This window comes from Algibacter pectinivorans, from assembly GCF_900112595.1.
Lineage (GTDB): Bacteria > Bacteroidota > Bacteroidia > Flavobacteriales > Flavobacteriaceae > Algibacter_B > Algibacter_B pectinivorans.
In genome coordinates this window covers 283,135-307,149 of record NZ_FOMI01000001.1, presented here as the reverse complement: position 1 = coordinate 307,149, position 24,015 = coordinate 283,135, and the positions used below count along the sequence as shown (strand labels likewise).

Below are 24,015 nucleotides of genomic sequence, written 5' to 3'. Positions count from 1 at the left end.
AACTTCGTTCAGTTCCCTGCCTGCCGGCAGGTAGGTGTGAGACCTAGATCTCGTTTTCAAGTTGTTGAAATATGAGTAGCGTTGTTCTTTCCAAATTTCAAGTTGTTATGACTAAAGATAGAAAAATTTATGGTATTGACATTAGTAAATCTGTGTTTGATATTTATAATCAAGACACAGGACATGATCAATTAAAGAATGATGAACAGGGTTTTAAAAAACTACTAAAAAGTCTATCAAAAGATGCTTTGGTAGTCATGGAAGCTACAGGGTATTATCATTACAGATTAGCGCAGTTTTTATATAAAAATGGCGTATTAGTATCTGTTGTAAATCCATTGTCAGTAAAGCGTTTTATTCAAATGAAACTAGCAAAAGTAAAGACCGATAAGAGTGATGCTAAATCTATTTGTGAGTATGGTCTTTTTAATGATGTTCCATTATATAATGCTCTAACAGATGTACAGGCAGAATGCTTACAGCTCTTTAGGTTATTGGATAGTTACGTAAAAAAGAGTACAGCTACAAAAAACAAACTTCATGGAGAAGACACCTTAGGAATCCCATCAAAAACGGTTTATCGCTCTTTAAAACGAGACTTAAACCATTTAAAGAACGAGATTTTAATATTAGAGAAACGCTTATTAGAATTAGTAAAACAAGACCAGCAAGAACAACTAACTTTATTGCAAACCATACCAGGAATAGGTTTAAAAACAGCCTTGTTTTTAATCGTTGTTAAAGATGGTTTTAAAAAGTTTGAAAGTGCAGCACAGCTTTGTAGTTATGTTGGAATTACACCAACGATTCGAGAATCTGGAAGCAGTGTAAGAGGGCGGAGTAGAATTAGTAAAGTAGGAAATAAGAAATTAAGAAATCTTGTGTTTTTAGCAGCCTTTTCTGCGTATAAATATAACCGAGCATGCAAAGCCTTATTTGATAGAATTGTAGCTAAAGGAAAGAGTGCTAAGTTAGCATTAATAGCAGTAGCGAATAAGTTGCTTAAACAGGCTTTTGCCATTGCAAAAAGCGGATTGCCTTATGATGAAAACTTTGTTTCAAAATTAGCTTAAAGTTACTTGTTTTTTAACTCAGTTCTTTGTTGGCAGCTGCCTTTATTCTTTTTCTACTACTTCTGGTGTTATAACTTCTTTACTATCTTCTTTAAAAAATTCTGATTCTTGTTTGAAATTCTTGTACTCTTCAGTCTCTCTGAATTCTCTTAAGATGGGAAATTCTTCTATTCTCTCAATATTGGTCTGATTTGTTTCAAGTACTATTGGCAAAATTTTTAAGATTTTATCAGTTTCACCACGCAATGCATATAATCCTAATTGAAAGATTTCTTTTTTATCTGAAAAGTCAGCTTTATTAATTTCTTTTTCGATTGATTTATAATCTCCTATTTCTTTTTTACACAACCAATAGTTAATTTGGGCGATTACTTTGTCAACTGGGTGAGTTTGCACATCTTTAAGTGAAAAATAACATAATCCTTCACAAATGTCCCATCTTGAGTGTCGTAGATTCTCATATACGATATCGCCAAGAATTTCACCTCTAGATTCATCTTCAGGACTTAATTTTTTCCATAGTTCTGCTCCAATTAGAATAAATGCTTTTTGAAGTTTGCAAATGGCATTGTCTAAGTATTCTTTGTTAACGGATAGTTTGTCGTTCAATGAAATCCCTTTTCTTTGGGTCTCATGAACTTTTGAAAGATATATGGAATTTACAGTACCACCATTATGTACAAATAAATTTCTTCTTTGGTAAACTTCAATTAATTCATCCATTATTTCATTGAGATAACCAAGTCCTAGAGATAATTCAGACTTTAATAAACTAACCCAACTTTCAAAGTTTCCTCTTAAAATTTCATCGATTTTAACATCAATTAAATACTTTTCTGCATCTTCAATACTACCAAAATTTTTCAAATCAGCTAGAGTCATTGTTCTTTTTTGAACACCAGCAGATTCGGGATGTTTATCGTAAAAAAAATGAAGTAGTTGAGAGAAAAACCATTCTACTGAACTTAGTGAGGATATCAAAGAGTTTGTGTAAAGTAACTCAATGTGACTTCTGTTTTTAGCAACATTGTCCATATGTTTTGAAACTTCACTATTTGTGTTTGCAATTTTTATAGCATATTTTTTATGCTCACCATCTTCTTCTTTATCAATTTTTACCTCAGGAATTTCAGAATATTTAGCTTCAAGGTCTTTTGTTAATTTTTCTTGAAATTCGGTATATTTTTCCTTATCCTCAGGTTCTATGTCATTGTCGTCATTTAAAAGCTCTTTAATCATTGCAGACATTATTAATGGCTGAAGATGTTGGTCATGTTCTTCAAGCTTTTCATTCAGAAAAGGGTCAATTAATTCAACAAAATCCCTAAGTCCAATAAGGTTTTCGTTAAAATCTATAATATGTTTATTTATCATTCAGTCTTTTTTTTTCAGGTTGCTGCCAACTCGTTATATCATAACTTTTATTATCGATACCCCGTAAATAATTCAGAATATCCCAACTTTTTTGTTATCGTTATCCTGTAAATATAAACTTTTTGAGAGAAATATAGCACTAAATAATTGTCTACCTATAAGTCTTTTTTAAACGTCTCTGCTTTGTTTTTTAAGGTATTTATAAAAGTAGAAACCCGCAAACAGTAGCCCATAACAGTTTCCCTCCTAAAAAGGAGGGATTAAGGGAGGTGTTTCACACACCAATAAAAAGAACAAATAAAAAAATAACCCCTGCACAAATACAAGGGTTAAAGTATAATATAAAAAGCGGTCTAGGTTTTAATTTGTCGCTACTATTTTTTGTAATCAAAAAAAAGCGTGAGCTATTACGTTGAGGTATCGGCTATTATTTTCCATTCGCCATTAATCTTTTTAAAGACTAGCATAAATATACCATCGGCATTACCCATGTCTCGTTTAATGTGGTATTCGCCTAAAACGTAATAAGCACCTTCGCTTATTTTGGTAACGTCGTTAATTTTAAAACTAAGTTTTCCGGTATGCTCTTTTGTTGGGTAAGCTTTTTCATAACGATCAAAAGTGTTTTCCCAACCATAGGTAACACCATTTTTACTATAAAACTTTAATAACTCACTATCCCAATAGCCTGCCATGTAACCTTCTAAATCGTGGTTAGACCATGCTATTCTTTGTTTTTTTAAAACTTTGTTTATTGCCTTAACATCATCTTCATCATTGGTTTGCGAGTAACTATTGCAGAAACATAATATACATAGCAGTACAATAAGTTTTTTCATGGGTTTAAATTTTATTTATAATTAGCGTTTTATGTATTAAGTGTACTTCAATAAATATACCAATATTTTAAAGCATTGGTAAATGTAATAAAATCTTAATTGTGGTTTTAGTTTTTTTTACCAAGATGAAAATCAGGTTGTTCACCGATAAAATTTACAGAAAGTTTTTTTTCATCTAAAGTAAAAAAGGGTTGGTCGAAAAAATTGTGAGAATACTTGTCGTATTATGTACTTTTAAACTGTAATTAAAATTAAGACTCTCCCTCAAGTTTATTTTAACCCTTAAAAATCAATAGATTATGGATTTTAAAATTTCAAACTGCAACAATTTCTTTAAAGTAAAAGGTGTGTTAAACAAACAAAGTTTAAATGTATTTAATGCTACTTTTAAAAACATTTTTGAAAAGGCAAATCATATCACTATTAGCATTCAGGATGTGGAAAGTATGGATAGATATGGTGTAGGTGCTATTTCAAAATTACACGAAGAAGCATTGGCTAAAAACAAACGACTGTCTATAGTTGGTTTTGGATGTAAAGAGCTTTACGATCACTTTAAATCTGAAATAGCCGCATAATTACAATATATTTTTCTGTTTTTTATAGAAGGAATCTGCCTGCAATTGCATTAGCTCTCTCAATTTGTTGCGCTTGTAGGTATAGAGTTCCTCTTCGTTTTCAAGGTCGCTATAAATACGATCGTTAATGGCGTAATCTGTTTTTAACAAAGCATCGCGTTGGTTTTTATTTTGCAACACATGTGTTTTTAATGCGGTTTCCTCGTCCTCTAATTTTAGATCGTATGCGCCCTTAGGAGACAATAACTTTGCTAGTATTGGCGATGTTTCTATGGCTAAAAAAAGCAAGAATATAAAAAATGATGGAAGCCGTGGTAACTTTCCCAGGGCTTCAACGCGTGCCATTAAGCCATCAAAATTATCGATAATAGTTTGAGATGTTGCTACTTGCAAATTGTATTGGCTTTTTAGATTAGCAATGTCGTTTTCAATGCCTATAATTTTAGCTTTATTTTCTGCTTTTAATAGTTGTAATTCGGCTAATAAGGCGTCGTGTTTTTCGCGTTTTTCTTTATAAACAGGGCCTTTTCCTAAAAGGTTAGTGCCTGCTGTTCCTTCGGCTTCGCCAATGTAGGTGTTGTAAAGCGCGTTAACTTCTGCCTCTTTGATACTTACCGTATTGTTTAAATTTTCTATATCGTTTTGTAGTGTTGTAATAGTAGGCAAGAATTGCTCAGCTAGTTGCCTTTTGTTAGCTAAAGTCATTTGGTTTTTCTGTTCTAGTAAAACCTGATTTATCTCTTTTTCGAAAATTTTAAGCTCTAAGGGTTTAGAAATAACAATGGCTATAATTACGGCAAGCACTATTCTGGGCGATGCCTGAATAATTTCCTTAAATAAAGAATCTGTTTTTTTTATAGTTGAAACAATATAGCGGTCTAAATTAAAAATGAGTAAACCCCAAATAAGTCCGAAGAAAATGGAGGTGTACGGATTGTCGAAAACCGTGTAAAGGGCATAACTACCGGCAATAAAAGCCATAATTGCAGTAAATAAAACGGTAGCGCCAATGCCTGCATATTTATTTTGCTCGCCAACCGAACAGGTTTTTAAAATATCTGTGTCTGCCCCAGAGCAGATAATAAAAAATTGCTTTAACATAACTTGATTGATTTTTTGATTGATGATTGTCTATTAGAACGTTAAAGCTGGTGATTTGTTACAAAATTTGATATAAAAATGATGTTGGAAGTGTTATTTCCTAGACCTAACACTCTCAATTACAACCGTACCAATAATTAAAGCGCCTCCAAAAAACGTATTTAAGTTAGGAATTTCATTTAAGAATAGAAATGCCATGATTATACCAAAAATGGGTTGAGCACTTCCAATAATACTGGCGGTGCTCACGGAGAAATACTTGAGACTACTTATAAATAGCGAATGTCCAATGGCTGTGGTAACTAAACCTAATATGAGCAGGTACGGTACTTGAGTTTGGATATTGCTAATATCCATTTTGAACATTATTGGTAATAACAATATACTTACGATTGAAACTTGTTGCATCATGAGTACGGTACCGTCATATTTGTGCACATGCTTCTTTAAAATTAAGTTTCTTATTGAGTAACACACAGCCGAAAAAACACCCATTAGAATGCCTTTTAAGTGCGTGTTTTCAAAATTAAGTTCTGGTGCGAGAATAAATATGCCAATTATTACCATGAGTCCCATTAAAATATGTACTGTGTTTAATTTAGATTTTGTAAAAAGAGGTTCTAAAAAAGCTGTAATTACAGGGAATGTAAACATGGCTAGCATACCTATGGCAACGTTTGATAATTTTAATGCGTAAAAATAAGTTACCCAATGTATGCCTAATAATACAGCGCCCAAAAGAATAGTTGGGACATCTTTTTTTGATTGAATCTTTAGATTTAACTTTTTGTAGCGACAAAAGATAAACAGGAAAAGCGCTCCTAATGCACTTCTGCACCAAATAATAACGGGAGTTGGTAAGTCTATGTGTTTTCCAAGAACACCAGAGGTACTAACCAGTAGGGTGGCGATAACGAGTAATAAAAGGTGATTGTTATGTTGGTTTTTCATGATGTGTTGCTAACTTGTGTTAGGGATTGAAGGATTTGTTGGAGCTCCCCGACGTAGGAGGGAGCGACTCCTGAAAGCCCGACTTTTTGCTTAAACCTACAAGGTTTAAGCAAAAAGTAACGCCATGAAACTTATCTTGATAATTCGGTAAAGTATTTATAAAATAACGGAATGGTTTCTATGCCTTTTAAGTAATTCCAGACGCCAAAATGTTCGTTTGGCGAATGGATAGCGTCGCTGTCTAGACCAAAGCCCATTAAAATAGTTTTACTTTTTAACTCTTGCTCGAATAGGGCAACAATGGGTATACTGCCGCCGCTACGTTGTGGTATTGGGGTTTTCCCGAAGGTGTCTTGGTAGGCTTTACTTGCGGCTTTGTAGCCCACACTATCAATAGGTGTTACGTAGCCTTGGCCGCCGTGGTGCGGAGTTACTTTTACGGTTACGCCTTGTGGGGCGATGTTTTCGAAATGGGTTTTAAATAATTTTGTTATGTTTTGCCAGTCTTGGTTTGGGACTAAACGCATAGAAATTTTGGCGTAGGCTTTACTTGCAATAACAGTTTTGGCGCCTTCGCCGGTGTAACCACCCCAAATACCATTAACGTCTAGTGTTGGGCGTATGGAATTGCGCTCGTTGGTGGTGTATCCGGTTTCCCCGTAAACCGCGTTAATATCTAAGGCTTTTTTATAAGCATCTAAATTGAATGGTGCTTTAGCCATTTCTGCACGTTCTTGTTGTGATAATTCTTCAACGTTATCGTAAAATCCAGGAATGGTTATATGATTGTTTTCGTCGTGAAGCGATGCAATCATTTTGGTTAAAATATTTATTGGATTTGCTACTGCGCCGCCATAGAGACCCGAGTGCAAATCGCGATTTGGACCTGTTACTTCTACCTCGACATAGCTTAAGCCACGTAAACCTGTTGTTATGGATGGGACGTTGTTTGCAATCATTCCGGTGTCAGAAATTAAAATAACGTCGTTTTTAAGTTTTTCGGTGTTGTTTTTTACAAAGGTTGCTAGGTTGGCGCTTCCTACTTCTTCTTCGCCCTCAATCATAAATTTAACGTTGCAAGGCAGCTGGTTGGTAGCCGTCATGAACTCCATAGCTTTTACATGCATGTACATTTGCCCTTTGTCATCGCAGGCACCACGTGCAAAAATAGCGCCATCGGGATGTTTATCTGTTTTTTTAATTACGGGCTCGAAAGGTGGCGAGTCCCATAAATTTATAGGATCTGGCGGTTGTACATCGTAATGGCCATAAACCAAAATAGTGGGTAGGTTTTTATCAATTATTTTTTGGGCATATACAATAGGGTAGCCGTCTGTTTTGCAAATTTCGACAGTATCGCAGCCTACTTTTTCTAGGCTATACTTAATAGTATCGGCCGTTTTTAGAACATCTTTTTTATAAGCTTTATCTGCACTTATTGATGGAATTTTTAGTATATCGATTAATTCTGTTAAGAATCTTTCTTTATGTTCAGCTATGTAAGATTTGATTTGATTCATTGAAAATTTTATGTGGATATAATCAAAAGTATAAAAAAGAAAGTTTTTTGGCCCTATAAAGTTTGCAATTTAAAAATGTTGTTTATATTTGCAGTCCTTTTGCGGGCGTGGTGGAATTGGTAGACACGCTAGACTTAGGATCTAGTGCAGCAATGTGTGGGAGTTCGAGTCTCCCCGCCCGCACAAAAGTCGAAGATTTATCTTCGACTTTTTTCGTTTATAACAGTCCCTTTATTATTGATGCAGATTTTTTATCTATCTTATTTTAGGTGTGTATTTATGCTTTGGGTATTATTTAGTTAACCAAACACCTAAAACCTAAACATACAAGTAAATACACTTTTTACAAACACTTTTTTGTTAATTTAGATGCATTCTTTAAATTTAGCATATATTTGTGTAATCGATTGCATAAATACGTATATTACTAATGCTTTAAGAATTACGATATGATTAAAAATTTTATACACGATAATTTTCTTTTAGAAAATAAGTATGCTAAAGAGCTATATCATAATTACTCAAAACAACAGCCTATTATAGACTACCATAATCATTTATCACCTAAAGCTATACTTGATGATAAAATTTTTAATAATTTAACTCAAGTCTGGATTAACGGAGATCACTATAAATGGAGGGCAATGCGAACTATAGGTGTTAAAGAAAAATATATTACCGGTAATGCTACAGATAAAGAAAAGTTTATGCATTGGGCTAAAACGGTACCTTATACTATGCGTAACCCTTTGTACCATTGGACTCACTTGGAATTAGCACGTTATTTTAATGTCAATGATTTATTGGATAGAAAGTCTGGCGAAAAGATTTATGAAAGTACTGCAGAGCAATTAACTAATTCTACCTATAGTTGTAGAAATCTATTGCGTAAAGTTAATACAGAATTGGTTTGTACAACAGAAGATCCAATAGATAGTTTGGAGTATCACAAAAAATTAGCTAAAAGTAATTTTGAAATAAAAGTAAGTACGGCCTTTAGGCCAGATAAAGTTATTTTAATTGCTAATGATGGTTATAATGACTATTTAAATAAACTTGGAGAATCTGCAGGTATAAACATAAGTACCTATCAAAAATTAAAAGATGCTTTAAGAAGTAGAATTGAGTATTTCAATGCAAATGGCTGTGGAATTTGCGATCATGGTTTAAATCAACTTTCTTTTGTGCCTTTTACGGATAGCGAAATTGATGTAATTTTTAAAAAGAAAAGGCGTGGAGAACGACTTTTAAAAGCGGAGGTTTTAAAATTTGAATCGGCAATTCTTTTGTTTCTCTCAGAAACTTACCATGAATTTGGTTGGGTACAACAATTTCATCTAGGAGCATTGCGTAATAACAACACACGTATGCTTAGTGTTTTAGGTCCGGATACAGGTTGGGACTCTATTGGAGATTACTCTCAAGCCGAAAAATTATCGGCATTTCTAAATACACTAGATAGTAAAAATAAATTGACTAAAACTATTTTGTATAATTTAAACCCGGCAGATAATGAAGTTATGGCAACCATGATTGGAAATTTTAATGATGGAAGCATAAAAGGAAAGGTTCAATTTGGTTCAGGTTGGTGGTTTCTTGATCAAAAAGATGGCATGACAAAGCAGTTAAATGCGATTTCCAATATGGGATTAATAAGTTGTTTTATAGGTATGTTAACAGATTCGCGTAGCTTTTTGTCTTTTCCTAGACATGAGTATTTTAGGCGCATACTCTGTAACCTTTTAGGAGATGAAATTAAAAGAGGTGAGCTACCAAACGATATGGAATGGATAGGGAAAATGGTAGCCGATATAAGTTATAATAACGCAAAAGAGTATTTTAATTTTTAAGATAAAAGCCAAAAAACTACCTAGTTTATAAAAGAGTACAAGGTACAATGAAATTGCTAATTGCAATATTCTCGACAGCATAGTATAGCCGTTGGTTAAATAAATTGTTTGACTTATAATTTAAAGAGTATGCCAAATTTAAAAGAAAATAAAAAGATACTAAATAGAGAAGTTTTAGATTTTAATTATCGAGACCCAATTAAAATTGTTCAGTTCGGAGAGGGCAATTTTCTTAGGGCTTTTGTTGGCTATGCATTTCAAGAATTAAATAAAGTTGTAGGCTTTAAAGCAGGAATAGCAGTAGTGCAACCTATAAATAATGGGTTAGTGAAAATGCTAAATAATCAAGATGGGTTGTATACACTTTTTATGAAAGGTGTTAATAAAGGTAAAGAAATTCAAGACATTGAGCTTATTTCAAATATTGTGAAGGGCGTAGACCCATATGCTAATTTTAGTGAATACTTAAGTTTAGCGCAAGAGGAAAGTTTGGAGTTTGTAATATCCAATACTACCGAGGCAGGTATTGCTTATGTTGAAACTGATACAGCAAATATGCAGCCACCAAATTCTTTTCCTGCTAAACTAACCGTTTTTTTATATGAGCGCTATAGGTTTTTTAAAGGTGACACAACTAAAGGATTAACAATAATACCTTGTGAACTTATAAATTATAATTCTGATAGTTTAAAAGACATTATTTTAAAATATATTTCTAAGTGGAATTTAGGAGATGATTTTAAAACTTGGTTACTACAAAATAGTACGTTCCATAATACATTAGTGGATAGAATTGTTCCAGGATATCCAAAAGTAGAAATAGAAACCTACAATTCGCAACTAGCATATATAGATAACTTAATTGTTACATCTGAAGCGTTTTTTCTTTGGGTAATTGAAGGAGATAACCATTTAAAAGCTAAACTGCCGTTTGATAAAACAAATCTAGACGTAAAGATTGTTAATAATATGCAACCATATCGTACTCGTAAAGTACGTATATTAAATGGTGCACATACAGCAATGGTGCCATTTTCTATTTTATTTGGTAATAATACTGTTAAAGAATCTGTAGATAATTCGTTTACAGGTAGTTTTATAAAAAATACTGTTTTTAACGAAATTATAGAGACACTAAATATGGACAAGCAGGAGTTAAATAGTTTTGCTAACCAAGTTTTTGATAGATTTAAAAACCCATTTATAATACACAATTTATCTAGTATAGCTTTAAATTCTATTTCTAAATTTACGGTAAGAGTACTACCAAGTTTACTAGAATATGTTAAACTTCAAAACAAAGTTCCTACAAATTTAACTTTTGCTTTTGCTTGTTTAATTAGGTTTTATAAAGGCTCGTTTAAGGGTAAAACATTACCTGTACAAGATAGTGAGCAAATTGTTAGTACTCTTGCAAAAATATGGAAATCTAAAGATTTTTATGAGGTGGCATATAGGGTACTAAGTATAGAAGCATATTGGGGTCAAGATTTAACTAAAGTCGATAATCTTACAAAAGCTATAGCTTTAGCTTTAAAAGAAATTGAAAGTAATGGCGTTGAGATAGGTTTTAAAAATTATAGTAAAAACTACTAAAACGTAAGGAAGAGTTATTATGCAAAAGAGAATTATAAAAGTAAATAGAACCGATAATGTCGCCGTGGCGTTAGTAAACTTAAAAGCAGGCGAGGTTGTTTTATTTGAAGGGCAAGACATAAAAATTGTATCTAATACAAAATTAAAACATAAGATAGCTTTACAGCAATTTGAGACTGGAGATAGAATTATTATGTACGGTGTTCTTGTGGGGGTAGCACAAAGTACAATACATAAAGGAGATGTTTTAACTACAGAAAATGTTAAGCATCAAAGCGAAAAAGTTTTTGGTAAAACAGATTCTTACTTATGGTCTGCGCCAAATATTAAAAAATGGAAAGATCGAACTTTTTTAGGTTACCATAGAGAAGATGGGCAAGTAGGAACAGAAAATATTTGGTTGTTTTTTCCTTTGGTGTTTTGTGAAAATAGAAATATTGAAACCCTAAAAGAGGTTTTTGAAAAGGAACTTTTAAAGCAAAAGCAGAACCCGCACCAAATACTGTTAAGATCATTGGTTAGAGGCGTAGAAGAAACCGAAGTTGCCAATAATTCGAGCAATGTATTTAGTAATATTGATGTTAAGTTTGTAACGCATTCAGGAGGTTGTGGAGGAATAAGGCAAGATTCTGAAAGTTTAGCAAAATTATTGGCTGGTTATGTAAATAACCCTAATGTAGCTGGCGCCACGGTACTAAGTTTAGGTTGCCAAAACCTTCAAATAAGTCTTTTTAAAGATGCTCTACATGCTGTTAATCCTAATTTAAATAAACCTGTTTTAATTTACGAACAGCAACAAATGGGAACTGTTGATAATATGTTGTCTGCCATAATTAAAGATTCGTTTGAATCTATTAAAAAAGCTAACAATTTAGAGCGTAAACCAGCACCGTTATCTAAATTAACTATAGGTTTAGAGTGTGGTGGTTCAGATGGCTTTTCAGGTATTACTGCAAATCCAACTTTAGGTGTGGTTTCAGATTTAATAGTGGCCTTAAAAGGTTCTGCTATATTATCAGAATTCCCTGAACTATGTGGAGTAGAACAGGAATTGGTTAACAGGTGTGTTGATGATAAGAACGGAAAAAAGTTTTTAGCCTTAATGAAAGCTTTTGAAAAATCGGTAATAGACGCTGGTTCAGGGTTTGACATGAACCCATCTCCAGGTAATATAAAAGATGGTTTAATTACAGATGCTATGAAGTCTGCTGGGGCAGCAAAAAAAGGTGGAACCTCTCCAATACAAGATGTTTTAGATTATGGAGAGTATATCTCAAAACCAGGATTAAACTTACTTTGTACGCCTGGTAATGATGTTGAAAGTACAACAGGTTTAGTTGGTTCTGGTGCAAACATAGTGTTGTTTACAACGGGTTTAGGAACACCTACAGGTAACCCTATTACTCCCGTTATAAAAGTGTCTTCCAATACAGAAATGGCAGTTAAAATGCCAGATATAATAGATATTGAAACAGGTGCTGTAATTCGAGGTGAAAAAACCATTGATGAAATGGCTCATGATATGCTAGAATTTATTATTAAAGTTGCTAGTGGTAAGGTTCAAACAAAAGCAAAATTACTCAATCAAAACGATTTTATTCCTTGGCGCCGAGGCGTATCACTTTAGTATTTTACTAAAATGCTTAAAGCGTAATCTTGGTGTTTTTTATTACTCATTAGGATGCTTTAAGGACGACTTTCTTATTATTAGTTTAGGAGCTAAAACAACATTTTTCTCAATTTTAGTGTTTTCCGAATTATTTGATTGCTGTAAAAATACGTTTGCAGCTATTTTTCCCATTTCAACAGGAGACTGATCGATTGTAGAAATGGAAAGCTCCATAAATTTTGTAAAAGGTTCGTTGGCAAACCCAACCACTTTAATATCACCAGGGATTTTTATGCCGTTCGCTTTAATTTCTTGGATAGCGCCTAAAGCAGCGTAGTCACTAGATGAGAAAATGCCGTTAGGAGGGTTTCGTAATTTTAATAGTTGTTTAGCTGCATTTTGACCATCTTTAACCGTGCTTCTAATTTTTAAAACGTATGCTTTATTAAACTCAATACCTTCTTCCTCTAAGGCTTTTTTATAGCCTAAAAAGCGATTGTTAAAAATGTCTAATAGAATATTACCAGATAAATGAGCAATTTTTTTACACCCTTGGTTTATTAAGTGTTTTGTTGCCATGTAGCCCGCTTCAAAATCATTAATGGTTACAGAGCTAACATCTTTAATGTTAGCTTTTCTGTCAAAAAATATTAATGGAATTTGCTTTTGTAAAATTCTATTAAAACTGTTTTTAGTATCTAAATTTATACTAGATATAGACATTAGAATACCGTCTACTTGAGCTTTTAATAGCGTGTTAATAATTTCTACTTCAATATTCTGGTTATTTTGGGTTTGACAAATTATAACTCGATATCCATGAGCATACAAGTTTTCTTCAATTCCTTTAATTATAGAAGCGAAAAAGTTGCTGTCTATACGTGGCACTATAACCCCTACGTTATTACTTTTACCACTTTTAAGTGCTAAAGCTAACTTGTTTTGTTGATAATTCATTTTGTTAGCCGTTTCTAAAACAAGGTCTTTTGTTTTTTTACTAATCTTCGGACTGTTGTTTAGCGCTCTTGAAACTGTAGAGGCTGTAGTATTTAGCCTTTTTGCTATGTCGTAGATAGTGGTTTTTTTACCCATTATTAATGCTATAGTACGTATTGTTGGTAAAAGTAAAAGTAAGGCTTTATAAATTAAACCAATAATAATGTGGATAGCAATGGTGTTGGTGGCCGATATAAGATACCTTAGTTGTGCAAGTGATAATACTACTTTATTGGTTTTACTTTTATATTACGTAAACAGATAAATAGGTTTTAAAAATGTTTGCAAGATAAATAGCCACGATGCTAAACCTGTAATGTAACCTATTAAATGAGTAGAATAGAGACAAAGTTTAAAGTTTTAGCTCATAGTGTCTTAATTGTAAACGTAGTTTTTAGTGTTGATGCTTGCAGTTCTATACCAGATATCTCTAACATAGGTTGGTCATAGTTGTTTGCCTGGTTAAGCTAAAATATTATTGCTTATTGCTAATTAAAATAAAGTATTGTTTTTGTTTGTTTTATCGGCTGCTTTCTTTTTAGTTTGTTTATTTTTTTTTATCTAACCAAATTTAAAAACTATTAAAACATAAATATTTAGTAATATATGTAAGTTAATTACTATTTTTATTAATAGTAAGGAGGTTTTGTTTATATCTTCTAAAATAAAATAGCATGAATATTTTTGTAACAATACTTGTTGAGTTTTTTCTTATATCGTCAAGTGTTCTTTTGTTATTTAAGCTTAGATCCAGAATTGGTTTGGCGCCATTATATCTGCTTTTAGGAGCTGTCCAATATTTACAGGCGGACGCAGGAACTTCATTTAGTTTAAATTTATTTGAAGGTTATGTAATATATCCCGGTTCTATAATCCTTTTTAGTCTGTTGTTATTTTCTGTTTTATTAATTTATATAAAAGAAGGGGTTGCAAGTACAAGAGCGCTTATTTTCGGGATTATCGTTTCCAATATTATCATGGCTTTTGTGTTTCAAATTACTTATGTGCAACAATTACTAGGTAGCCAGATAAACAATGGGTCTGTAAATCCTAATTCTGTTTTTATTATAGATTTTAAGTATTTTTCTAGGGGAACAACTATAATGTTTTTAGATTTTATTTTACTTATAATTCTATATCAGTTCTTAATTTCAAGATTTAAAAAACTGCCCTACTTTTTTACGCTTTTTAGTGCACTATTTTTAATTTTAATGTTCGATGCTATAGTTTATAACTTAGCTATGCATTATGGTACAGTCTTGTTTAAGCCTTCGTTGGTATGTCATTTAATTGGTAAGGCTATATCGGCAGTAGTATTTTCAATATTGCTGTATACTTATTTAGAGTTTATTGATAAAGAAGCGGGGAAGGCTTCCTTTATAGCTCATCAAGAACGAGATATCTTTGAGATAATTAATTACAGGAAAAAATACAAAGATCTTATTCTAGAAAAACAAAAGGTAGAGCAAGAGTTGTCGTCTCAATTAGAGGTGACTTTAAATAGTATTTCAGATGGTTTTATTTCTATTAATACAAATTGGTGTTATACGTATGTTAATAAAAAAGCAGGAGAACTTTTGTCTAGAAACCCAAGTGATTTATTAGGGAAGCATATTTGGACAGAGTTCCCGGGTGGAGATGGTTTACCTTTTTATAAAGCCTATAATAAAGCAGTAGAAACGCAACAAGCGCAAATATTTCAAGACTATTATGAACCGTTAGATAAGTGGTTTGAGAGCAAAGTTTATCCTTCACAAGAAGGTATTACTGTTTACTTTACAGATATTACAGAACGTAAGAAATCTGAAGAGTTATTAGAAGAAAGCGAGCGTAATCTAGATAATATTATAAATAATATTGGCGACCCGTTATTTGTTAAAGATGAGCAAAGCCGAATGCTTATTGTAAATGATGCCTTTTGTAAAATGTTTAATGTGTCTAGAAATGAGGTGCTTGGTAAAACAATGGCCGAAGATTTAACACCTAGCGAGAGTGAAAGCTTTTTAAGTATTGATAGAAAAGTTGTTGAATCTGGAGAGGAAAATATAACCGAAGAAAGTTTTACCATAAACGGAAGGGAAAAACAAGTCATATCTACTAAAAAAACTAGATATATAGATGGTAATGGAAAGAAGTTTTTAATAGGAACCATACGTGATATAACCGCAAGTAAAATAGCAGAAGAAAACAATAAAATGTTACTTACTTTAGTAGAAACTAGCGATGAGTTTATTGGATTAGCGACTTTACAAGGTGTTCCTATATACTTAAATAAAATGGGAAGGCAAATGGTGCAATTGGGTGCCAATGAAGCCTTGCCAAGGCATATTACAGATTTTTATCCAGAGCATTTACACGATGCTATTAAAAATGAGCACATGGTAAGTGTTTATAAAACAGATAAGTGGAAAGGTGAATCTGAATTTGTAAATTTTAAAACAGGCAAGTTAATACCCATTGAAATGTCTGGTTTTATAATTAAAGATAGGAACTCTAAGCCAATAGCTTTAGGTATAGTAGCATCTAATATTACAGTTCGAAAAAAGGCAGAGGCCGAGTTAAATAGGCACAAGAATAATTTAGAAGAATTAGTAGCTTCAAGAACTTCAGAATTAGAGAAAGAAAAAATAAAAGCCCAATCTGCAGATTTAATGAAATCTGCATTTTTAGCAACCATGTCGCACGAGTTGCGTACACCCATGAACTCCATTATAGGATTTACAGGTATTTTATTAAAACAAATAGCGGGACCATTAAACCCCGAGCAAATTAAGCAGTTAAAAATGGTTAAAAATAGTGGCGAGCATTTGTTAGGTTTAATTAATGATGTACTCGACATTTCAAAAATAGAAGCCGGTAAGCTAAATGTGTCTTTTTCTCCTTTCGATTATTTAAACATTCTAGAGAGTACCATCGAGTTTGTATCGCCACAAGTTTCTGCTAAAGGTCTTAAAATAATAACCGAGATAACCGAAATGGAAATAACCCTTGTTAGCGACCAAGGACGAGTAGAGCAAATATTGTTAAATTTATTTTCTAACGCTATTAAATTTTCAGAAAAAGGAACCATAGAAATAAAGGTTGATGTTATTGGTGATCATGTGGTTACCCAGGTTATAGATCAAGGAGTTGGAATAGGCGAAAAGGATGTTTTAAAATTGTTTATACCTTTTACGCAACTAAAAGATGATTTAAGTAGAAATCATGAAGGTACTGGTTTAGGCCTATCCATTAGTAAAAGCTTAATTGAAATGCTAGGAGGTACCATTCAAGTGCAAAGCGAAATAGGAAAAGGCAGTAACTTTACTTTTAAGTTACCTTTAAATAATAGAGATGCCGAATAATAATATTAACTTTAAGCATACCGTAAAATATGGTTACTGTTTTAATAATAGAAGATAACGAGCAAAATATGTATATGTTAGCATATTTGCTAGAAAACAGTGGTTATAAAGTTGTTAAAGCATATGATGGTGTAACGGGTTTAAAATTAGCTTATAATAATCAACCAGATATTATTTTAATAGATATTCAATTACCGGATATGGATGGTTACGAAATTTGTGTTAAATTAAGGAATACCGGCTTGCCAACACACACAACCATAATAGCTGTGTCGTCTTATGCCATGGATGCAGATAAAGAAAAAGCTATTGAGGTTGGAGTTGATGCCTACATAGAAAAGCCTATTAACCCAGATACTTTTGTTACGCAAATGAATAGTATCTATAATGCAAAAAACCAAAGTTAATAAGTATGAAAACGATATTGATAGTAGATGATATTTATGAAAACCTTTACTTGTTAAGAGTGATATTAGAAGGAGCAGGTTATCATATTGTTGAGGCCAATGACGGTAAAGAAGCGTTAGAAAAACTACCAGAACAAACTGTACACCTAATTATATCAGATATTTTTATGCCTGTTATGGATGGCTATATGTTTTGTCAAGCTTGTAAAACAGATGAGTATTATAAGCATATTCCTTTTGTTTTTTACACCTCAACGTATACTAAAAAACGTGATGAAGATTTTGCATTAAAATTAGGGGCAGACTATTTTTTAAGAAAACCAACAGATTCTGAAAAAATACTTCAATTGGTTCACGATATTCTTTCAAAAGACAGCAGTCAAAAACAGCCCGAAAAAAAAGAACAGTATACCGATCAAGAAGTTTTAAAACTTTATAGTAAACGTTTAATTAGTAAGTTAGAACAGAAAAATTCAACCTTAGAAAAAGAAATACTTCAGCGCCAAAAAATTGAGCAAAAATTAATCAATGAAAATGCAGTACTAGATTTAATAGCTAATAATATCCCTATTAAAGAGGTGTTTAATCATATAATAGGTAATTACGAATTACTGCATCCAGGATTTTTTGTTTCTATTAGCATGTTGGATGAAGACGGTATTCATTTAAAACTTATTTCGTCGCCAAAAATTCCTCAAGAATACAATAATGCTATTAGGTGGGTAGCTATTGGTAATAAGGTAGGGTCTTGTGGTACAGCTGCTTTTACCAAAAAACCTGTAATTGTTTCAGATATAAGTACAAATAAACTTTGGGAAGATTATAGAGACATAGCTTTAAAACATAGTTTAAAATCGTGTTGGTCCATTCCAATACTTTCTGAAAACAAAACGGTGTTAGGAACGTTTGCAATTTATAGTAATGCCATAAAAACACCCTCTTTAGACGATATTATAGAATTAAACTCTGCTGTTAATTTAGCAAAAATAGCCATTGTAAAATATAATATATTAGAAGAAGTTAAAAAAAGAGATGCCTCGTATAAGTTACTAATTAATCAAGCTAGTGATGCTATACTTACATTTTCATTTGATGGTACAATATATGATTTTAATAAAGCCACACATAATATTTTAGGGTATACCAAAAGCGAATTTTCAAAGTTAAAACTCCAAGATATTTTGGTTGGCGAAATAATTGAAAATCCAGAAAAGTATAATCAAATACTAAACGGCGAGTCTGCCATTTTTGATAAACAATTTATATCTAAAAATGGCGATTTTATAGACGCTGAGATTTCTACAAAATTGCAAGAAGATGGTAAAATACTTGCAATTGCCCGAGATATTACCGAGCGTAAAAAGGCAGAATTAAAACTGCAGGAAAGCGAATACAATTTAAGGCAGTCGCAAATAGTAGCAAACATAGGGTCCTATTCTTTAGATATAAACTCTGGGATATGGAAAAGCTCATTAGTTTTAGATAATATTTTTGGTATAAATGAATCATTTGTAAGAAATGTAGAAAACTGGTTAGATTTAATTCATCCAGATGATAGAGCAGGTATGCAGAATCATTTAGAAACCGATGTTATTAAAAACCATAAGAAATTTAATAGAGAATATAGGCTTATAAAGGGAGATAGTAAAGAAGAAGTGTGGGTGCACGGATTTGGTGAGTTGGTTTTTGGTGATGATGGTAGTCCCTTAAAAATGATTGGTACCATACAGGATATTACAGAGCGTAAAAAAGCCGAAGTAAAAATTTTAGAAAGTGAGTATAATTTAAGATTATCTCAAAAAGTAGCAAATATTGGTACTTATGCTTTAGATCTAAAAACCCAAACCTGGGAAAGCTCTGAAATTTTAAATGACATTCTAGGTATAAGTAAATCTTACGAGAAAACTATTGAGAGCTGGAATCAATTAATCCATCCAGACGATAGAGAGAAAATTATCTCCTATTTCCAAGACGTAGTTTTAAAAGAAGAAAAGTTTACTATTGAGCATAGGTTTGTAAAACACGATAATAAAAAAACAATTTGGATTCATGTAAGAGGCGAGCTTATTCGCGATAAGGATGGTAACCCTATAAAGGTTATTGGTACTAATCAAGATATTACCGAGCGCAAGGCGGCAGAAGCAATGCTTTTAGAAAGTGAATATAATTTGCGCCAATCGCAAATAGTTGGTGATATAGGAACCTTTGCTGTAGACCTTACCAATAATACCTGGAAAAGCTCTGAGGTACTAGATAAAATGTTGGGTGTAAAAAAATCATTTGTTAAAACGATTGATTCATGGGTAGACCTAATATACCCAGACGAAAAAGAAGGAGTGTTAAGTTATTTTGAAGATTGTATAAAAAACAACAAAAAATTTAACAGAGAATATCGCATTTGTAAGTTAAACAATAAAAAAGAAATTTGGACACATGGCGTAGGTGAGGTTATTTTGGATAGCGATGGAAATCCTATTAAAATGATTGGTACCATGCAAGATGTTACCAAGCGTAAGGAAACGGAGTTGAAAATTCAAGAAAGTGAAAAATCATTATTAGAAGCGCAAAAAACGGCTAAAATTGGTAGTTTTAATCTAGACTTAAAAACAGAAATAGCAGAAGCCTCAATTGTTTTTAAAGAAATAATAGGGGTAAGTCAAAAAAGCCAAATAACTTTAGATTTTTGGAATACAAAAATACTACACCCAGAAGATAGATTTGCGTTTACCGAGGCTATGAATAATAGTATTAAAACAGGCAAAAAGCTTGATTTTGAGTATCGCATAATTACGTATAACAAAAAACAAACAAGATGGTTTCATATACTTGGAGATACCATTTTTAATCAGGGAGAGCCAACAAACTTTTTTGGAACCATACAAGATGTTAACGAGCGCAAAGAGGCAGAAATAAAAATAAAGGAAAGTAAAAAATCACTTTTAGAAGCCCAAAAAATCGCCAAATTAGGTAGTTTTAATTTAAATATACAAGAGTTAAAGGCCGAAACCTCAGAAACATTTAATGAAATTCTTGAGGTTGAGCCAGGTGTTAATATCGCATTAGATTTGTGGAAAACAATCGTACACCCCGAGGATAAGTCTTTTTTAAAGGAAAGGGGTTTGCAATATCAAAAAAAGGGAGGAACACTCGATATAGAATATAGAATAATAACAAAAAAGACTAAAGAGGTAAAATGGATTCATAGCTTAGGCGAGTTTGTTGCGGCCAAAGGTGTTTACACACACTTTCAAGGTACAATTCAGGACATTACAGACAGAAAAAAGGCAGAGCTAGAGCTAAAGGCAGCCAAAGCCTTTTCAGATAAGCTTATTATGTCCATGCAAGAAGGATTGTTAATTGTAAATCTCGAAGGTCAAATCATATTGGTTAACGATGCCCTATGTAAGATTTTAGGATATTCTGAAGAGGAGCTTATAGGTTTAAATTTACCATATCCATTTGCAAAAACAGAAGATTTAGAGTTGATGTTAGCAACTAAAGATGAAGTTGCTAAAGGTATGGCGAAGTCTTTCCATCTTGAGTTTGTTAGAAAAAACGGCGAAAAATATTTAGTCTCATTTTTATCTGGTAATATTAAAAATGATGAAGGCGAAGTTATCGCTTTATTTGCAACTTTAAAAGACGTTTCAGAGGAAGAAAAGGCCAAAAGAATATTAGAGGATGTAGCCCGAAAATCTATTCAGAAGAAAAAGATAATAATGGAATTAACTTCACTTGTGGGGTCCGATTTTACAGGTTCTCTAAAAAAAATTATTTCTCTATCTGCAGGGGCATTAAACGTGGCACGTGTAGGTGTATGGAAGTTTAACGAAGATAAAACAATACTTGTTTGCGAGAAATTGTACAATTTAGAAACGGGAACATTTCAAGAAGGGGTAAACTTAACTTATAAAGATAATTCGGGCTATTTTGAAGCTTTAAATGGTAATAGTTTATTAAATATAGAAGATGCTTTTAGTAACAAGATAACACAAGGATTTGCAGGGCATTATTTGATGCCTTTAGGAATAACTTCCATTTTAGATGTTTTTATACAGGGAAATCATGGTATGTATGGAGTTATTTGTTTCGAGCATATAGGAGAAAAAAGAAGGTGGACCCTAGAAGAAGAAGAGTTTGCAACATCCATAGCAAGTATTGTGTCTTTAATGGTAGAAAGTTCAGAACGTAAAATAGCAGAAAAAAACCTTGTACAGGCTAATACAGAACTTTCTAGTGCCAACAAAGAGTTAAATCAATTAAGGGAGCAATTAGAACAGGAAAATGTATATCTAAGAAATGAGTTAGCTTTAGTGTTTAACTATGAAGAAATGGTGTATGGTAGCGAGGCGTTTAGTAAAGTATTAACACAGGTTGAAAAAGTGGCGCCAACCAGTGCTTCTGTGTTATTATTGGGTGAATCAGGAACAGGAAAAGAGCTGCTAGCTAGAGCAATACATAATATAAGTATACGTAATAAAAAGCCTTTAATTAAAATTAATTGTTCTGCTATACCAAGAGAACTTATTGAAAGTGAATTGTTTGGTCATAAAAAAGGATCCTTTACGGGAGCTTTTAGTGATAAAACTGGAAAATTTGAATTAGCAGATGGTGGTACTTTGTTTTTAGACGAAATAGGAGAACTTCCTTTAGATATGCAACCAAAAATCTTAAGATTTTTACAAGAAGGAGAAATTGAGGTTGTAGGAGGTACAGGCTCCAAAAAATTAGATGTAAGGGTTATTGCGGCAACTAATCGTGACCTTAAAGAGGAAATTGAAAAAAAACAATTTAGAGAAGATTTATATTTTAGGCTAAATGTGTTCCCCATTAAAGTACCTCCGTTAAAAGATAGACTAGACGATGTGCCATTACTTGTAGAGCATTTTGTAGATAAATTTAATAAAGCTTACGATAAACATATAAAATATATACCTAGTGATGCTATGGATGATCTTATGTCACATAACTGGCCCGGTAATATAAGAGAGTTAGAGAATTTAGTAGAACGCGCTGTAATCTTATCAGATTCCGAAACCTTAATGTTGTCGCCTGTTAATGAAACTACAGTTTTAAAAGAGCTATCTAAAACCTATTGCAATTTAACGCTAGATGAAGTTCAGCGCAATCATATTGTAAAAACATTAGAAAAGTGCGATTGGAAAATTCATGGCGATGATGGTGCATCAAAACTATTGGATATTAAACCTAGTACCTTAAGAGATAGAATGAAAAAACTAGGTGTTAAAAAACCTTCTAAAAAATAACGGATTACCGCTATTCTTAATTTAGCGATGTTAAAATAACGGTATACCGTGGGATTTGTTTTAGGTGTGCTTTTTGAAATGTTATTTGTAAAGTATTGTAAATCAGCATAATAAAATTTGTTTATTACTCTTTTTCTTGCTTTGGCATGCCAATTGTTATTCTATTTTTAATAGAATAGAGATTAATGGAAAATAATAAAAAATGTAACAAGGCGAAGTTTTGGTTAGATCAAGATATTCTTTTTTGCAAATTTAAAAAAGGACAGTGTACCAAAAAGTTTAGAGAAGAATTTTCGGAAGATTATGTAAAAACTATTTCGTCTCTTTCTGGTGATAGTTATTTTCCTTTACTTGTGGATCTTAGAGCGTTAAAAGCAAAGCAAGCCTTTGCTGTAATTCAAGTTATAGCCAATAATTCAGAGTTAAGGTCGGTAATACTATGTAAATCATTTGTAGTTCGTTCTCTTTATATTAGGTTTGTGCTACTTGCCCTTGGAGGAATATACGACCCTATAATTCCAAATAAAATTTATAAAAATTATAACAAAGCAATTTCATATTCTTTAGAAACTAATCAATTTTTTAATGCTCTCTCTTAATGAACCCTGTTAAAAAAGAAGTTAAACTTAACAAAGCAAAATTTTGGATAGGTACTCAAGGAATTCTTTTTTGCGAATTTTATAACATAGAAACCTATCTCACTCTAGAGCAAGATACTTTAAAAAAGTACGAAGTTGCAGTTTTAGAATTGTTGCAAGGTAGGTCTGCTCCGTTTATAATTGATGTTAGAGATAATCAAGGTAATCTAAGTACATCTGCAGCTAAATTTTTTGCAAATAGTTTAATTTTTAAAAAGGCAAGAATTTATGAGGCATTTGTTGTCAATTCTTTAAAAACAAAATTATTAATTAACTCATATAAAAGAATATACGAGCCCCGTATACCTTATAAAATCTTTAATGATTTCGATGAGGCATTGGCTCATTCTATTAATGCTAAACAAATATACGATGCAAGCAATTAAACATTATATGTGGCGTACAAATCCAGAAATTGCTATTTCTGAATTTATAAAAAGTAATGTAGCCGTTTCGGTATGTGATAATCTAGGAAGAATAGTTTATGCAAACGATCGTTTTTGTGCTATTACAGAAAGTAAAGAAAATGAGCTTTTAGGAGTAGTAAATAGGTTGTTTGTTTCTGATATCCGAAGGGATCCCTTTTATAAAAATTTATGGAAAACTATTGAGAATGGACAAGTTTGGAAAGGAGTTTTGTCCAGCAAAACCAAAACAGGAAAACGGTTTGAATTGGAATCTACAATTGTGCCAACAAAGGATAATGAGGGGAATGTAGAAAGTTTTGTCTCAATGTATGTAGATATTACAAATAAAGCTCCAAACGCGTAATTTACATTGCAAATTAAATGTCTAGTTAAAATAATAACTAATTAGGTAAAAGAGAGTTTTAAGCTAATTTGACGTTTTGCAAAATGGCAAGAATTAAATTT

Annotated in this window: 17 protein-coding genes and 1 tRNA gene; 12 read left to right on the top strand and 6 right to left on the bottom strand. The window is 32.3% G+C overall.

Annotated elements, in window-relative coordinates:
• Positions 1-107 precede the first annotated feature (107 nt).
• The gene (locus BMY96_RS01400; protein ID WP_092848761.1) at positions 108-1,073 is read left to right on the top strand and encodes an IS110 family RNA-guided transposase; all 966 of its coding nucleotides are present in this window, start codon (positions 108-110) and stop codon (positions 1,071-1,073) included.
• Positions 1,074-1,115: 42 nt separating this feature from the next.
• Here the strand turns inward: BMY96_RS01400 and BMY96_RS01395 are convergent, their stop codons facing one another.
• Positions 1,116-2,447, bottom strand: coding sequence for a hypothetical protein (locus tag BMY96_RS01395; protein ID WP_092848106.1), 1,332 nt, complete (start codon positions 2,445-2,447; stop codon positions 1,116-1,118).
• Positions 2,448-2,854: 407 nt separating this feature from the next.
• Positions 2,855-3,286, bottom strand: a complete 432-nt coding sequence (locus BMY96_RS01390; protein WP_092848103.1) for a YybH family protein — start codon at positions 3,284-3,286, stop codon at positions 2,855-2,857.
• A gap of 299 nt (positions 3,287-3,585) precedes the next feature.
• On the opposite strand from BMY96_RS01390, the gene BMY96_RS01385 reads away from it, so the two are divergent.
• On the top strand, positions 3,586-3,864 hold the full coding sequence (locus BMY96_RS01385) for an STAS domain-containing protein (protein ID WP_092848100.1): 279 nt from the start codon (positions 3,586-3,588) through the stop codon (positions 3,862-3,864).
• On the opposite strand, the gene BMY96_RS01380 is transcribed toward BMY96_RS01385, so the two are convergent.
• From BMY96_RS01380 to BMY96_RS01370, 3 genes are all read right to left on the bottom strand, one after another.
• Entirely contained in the window at positions 3,865-4,965 is a 1,101-nt protein-coding gene (locus BMY96_RS01380; RefSeq protein ID WP_092848097.1) for a DUF4407 domain-containing protein, read from the bottom strand.
• Between the two features lie 93 nt (positions 4,966-5,058).
• The gene (locus BMY96_RS01375; protein WP_092848094.1) at positions 5,059-5,916 is read right to left on the bottom strand and encodes a DMT family transporter; all 858 of its coding nucleotides are present in this window, start codon (positions 5,914-5,916) and stop codon (positions 5,059-5,061) included.
• A 131-nt stretch (positions 5,917-6,047) separates the two neighbouring features.
• On the bottom strand, positions 6,048-7,436 hold the full coding sequence (locus tag BMY96_RS01370; RefSeq protein ID WP_092848091.1) for a dipeptidase: 1,389 nt from the start codon (positions 7,434-7,436) through the stop codon (positions 6,048-6,050).
• Positions 7,437-7,537: 101 nt separating this feature from the next.
• Here BMY96_RS01370 and BMY96_RS01365 point away from each other — a divergent pair.
• From BMY96_RS01365 to BMY96_RS01350, 4 genes are all read left to right on the top strand, one after another.
• A tRNA-Leu gene (locus BMY96_RS01365) sits at positions 7,538-7,619 on the top strand.
• Between the two features lie 266 nt (positions 7,620-7,885).
• The gene (gene uxaC, locus BMY96_RS01360) at positions 7,886-9,286 is read left to right on the top strand and encodes a glucuronate isomerase (RefSeq protein WP_092848088.1); all 1,401 of its coding nucleotides are present in this window, start codon (positions 7,886-7,888) and stop codon (positions 9,284-9,286) included.
• Between the two features lie 129 nt (positions 9,287-9,415).
• The gene (locus BMY96_RS01355; RefSeq protein WP_092848086.1) at positions 9,416-10,882 is read left to right on the top strand and encodes a tagaturonate reductase; all 1,467 of its coding nucleotides are present in this window, start codon (positions 9,416-9,418) and stop codon (positions 10,880-10,882) included.
• A 19-nt stretch (positions 10,883-10,901) separates the two neighbouring features.
• On the top strand, positions 10,902-12,509 hold the full coding sequence (locus tag BMY96_RS01350) for a UxaA family hydrolase (RefSeq protein ID WP_092848083.1): 1,608 nt from the start codon (positions 10,902-10,904) through the stop codon (positions 12,507-12,509).
• Between the two features lie 42 nt (positions 12,510-12,551).
• Here BMY96_RS01350 and BMY96_RS01345 read toward each other — a convergent pair whose 3' ends face one another.
• Complete coding sequence (locus BMY96_RS01345) at positions 12,552-13,583, bottom strand: LacI family DNA-binding transcriptional regulator (protein ID WP_092848081.1); 1,032 nt, start codon at positions 13,581-13,583, stop codon at positions 12,552-12,554.
• Between the two features lie 578 nt (positions 13,584-14,161).
• Here BMY96_RS01345 and BMY96_RS01340 point away from each other — a divergent pair.
• The 6 genes from BMY96_RS01340 (at position 14,162) to BMY96_RS01290 (ending at position 23,914) form a co-directional block, all read left to right on the top strand.
• Complete coding sequence (locus BMY96_RS01340; RefSeq protein WP_092848078.1) at positions 14,162-16,831, top strand: PAS domain-containing sensor histidine kinase; 2,670 nt, start codon at positions 14,162-14,164, stop codon at positions 16,829-16,831.
• A 29-nt stretch (positions 16,832-16,860) separates the two neighbouring features.
• Positions 16,861-17,238, top strand: a complete 378-nt coding sequence (locus BMY96_RS01335) for a response regulator (protein WP_092848075.1) — start codon at positions 16,861-16,863, stop codon at positions 17,236-17,238.
• 5 nt (positions 17,239-17,243) lie between these two features.
• On the top strand, positions 17,244-22,505 hold the full coding sequence (locus BMY96_RS16095) for a PAS domain-containing protein (RefSeq protein WP_245750515.1): 5,262 nt from the start codon (positions 17,244-17,246) through the stop codon (positions 22,503-22,505).
• 185 nt (positions 22,506-22,690) lie between these two features.
• On the top strand, positions 22,691-23,104 hold the full coding sequence (locus BMY96_RS01300; protein WP_092848072.1) for a DUF7793 family protein: 414 nt from the start codon (positions 22,691-22,693) through the stop codon (positions 23,102-23,104).
• Positions 23,104-23,529: a DUF7793 family protein gene (locus tag BMY96_RS01295; protein WP_092848069.1), complete on the top strand. Its 426-nt coding sequence runs from the start codon at positions 23,104-23,106 to the stop codon at positions 23,527-23,529. Before BMY96_RS01300 ends, BMY96_RS01295 begins: the two co-directional genes overlap by 1 nt.
• Positions 23,516-23,914, top strand: coding sequence for a PAS domain-containing protein (locus tag BMY96_RS01290; RefSeq protein ID WP_175473486.1), 399 nt, complete (start codon positions 23,516-23,518; stop codon positions 23,912-23,914). The genes BMY96_RS01295 and BMY96_RS01290 overlap by 14 nt, the downstream gene beginning before the upstream one ends.
• Positions 23,915-24,015 lie beyond the last annotated feature (101 nt).

Bases quoted from the DNA above. Each gene is read 5' to 3' on its own strand.
- BMY96_RS01370 (WP_092848091.1), bottom strand. From the start codon at position 7,436: ATGAATCAAATCAAATCTTACATAGCTGAACATAAAGAAAGATTCTTA.
- BMY96_RS01350 (WP_092848083.1), top strand. From the start codon at position 10,902: ATGCAAAAGAGAATTATAAAAGTAAATAGAACCGATAATGTCGCCGTG.
- BMY96_RS01380 (WP_092848097.1), bottom strand. From the start codon at position 4,965: ATGTTAAAGCAATTTTTTATTATCTGCTCTGGGGCAGACACAGATATT.
- BMY96_RS01295 (WP_092848069.1), top strand. From the start codon at position 23,104: ATGAACCCTGTTAAAAAAGAAGTTAAACTTAACAAAGCAAAATTTTGG.
- BMY96_RS16095 (WP_245750515.1), top strand. From the start codon at position 17,244: ATGAAAACGATATTGATAGTAGATGATATTTATGAAAACCTTTACTTG.
- BMY96_RS01340 (WP_092848078.1), top strand. From the start codon at position 14,162: ATGAATATTTTTGTAACAATACTTGTTGAGTTTTTTCTTATATCGTCA.
- BMY96_RS01345 (WP_092848081.1), bottom strand. From the start codon at position 13,583: ATGGGTAAAAAAACCACTATCTACGACATAGCAAAAAGGCTAAATACT.
- BMY96_RS01335 (WP_092848075.1), top strand. From the start codon at position 16,861: ATGGTTACTGTTTTAATAATAGAAGATAACGAGCAAAATATGTATATG.
- BMY96_RS01355 (WP_092848086.1), top strand. From the start codon at position 9,416: ATGCCAAATTTAAAAGAAAATAAAAAGATACTAAATAGAGAAGTTTTA.
- BMY96_RS01395 (WP_092848106.1), bottom strand. From the start codon at position 2,447: ATGATAAATAAACATATTATAGATTTTAACGAAAACCTTATTGGACTT.
- BMY96_RS01290 (WP_175473486.1), top strand. From the start codon at position 23,516: ATGCAAGCAATTAAACATTATATGTGGCGTACAAATCCAGAAATTGCT.
- BMY96_RS01375 (WP_092848094.1), bottom strand. From the start codon at position 5,916: ATGAAAAACCAACATAACAATCACCTTTTATTACTCGTTATCGCCACC.
- uxaC (WP_092848088.1), top strand. From the start codon at position 7,886: ATGATTAAAAATTTTATACACGATAATTTTCTTTTAGAAAATAAGTAT.
- BMY96_RS01400 (WP_092848761.1), top strand. From the start codon at position 108: ATGACTAAAGATAGAAAAATTTATGGTATTGACATTAGTAAATCTGTG.
- BMY96_RS01385 (WP_092848100.1), top strand. From the start codon at position 3,586: ATGGATTTTAAAATTTCAAACTGCAACAATTTCTTTAAAGTAAAAGGT.
- BMY96_RS01300 (WP_092848072.1), top strand. From the start codon at position 22,691: ATGGAAAATAATAAAAAATGTAACAAGGCGAAGTTTTGGTTAGATCAA.
- BMY96_RS01390 (WP_092848103.1), bottom strand. From the start codon at position 3,286: ATGAAAAAACTTATTGTACTGCTATGTATATTATGTTTCTGCAATAGT.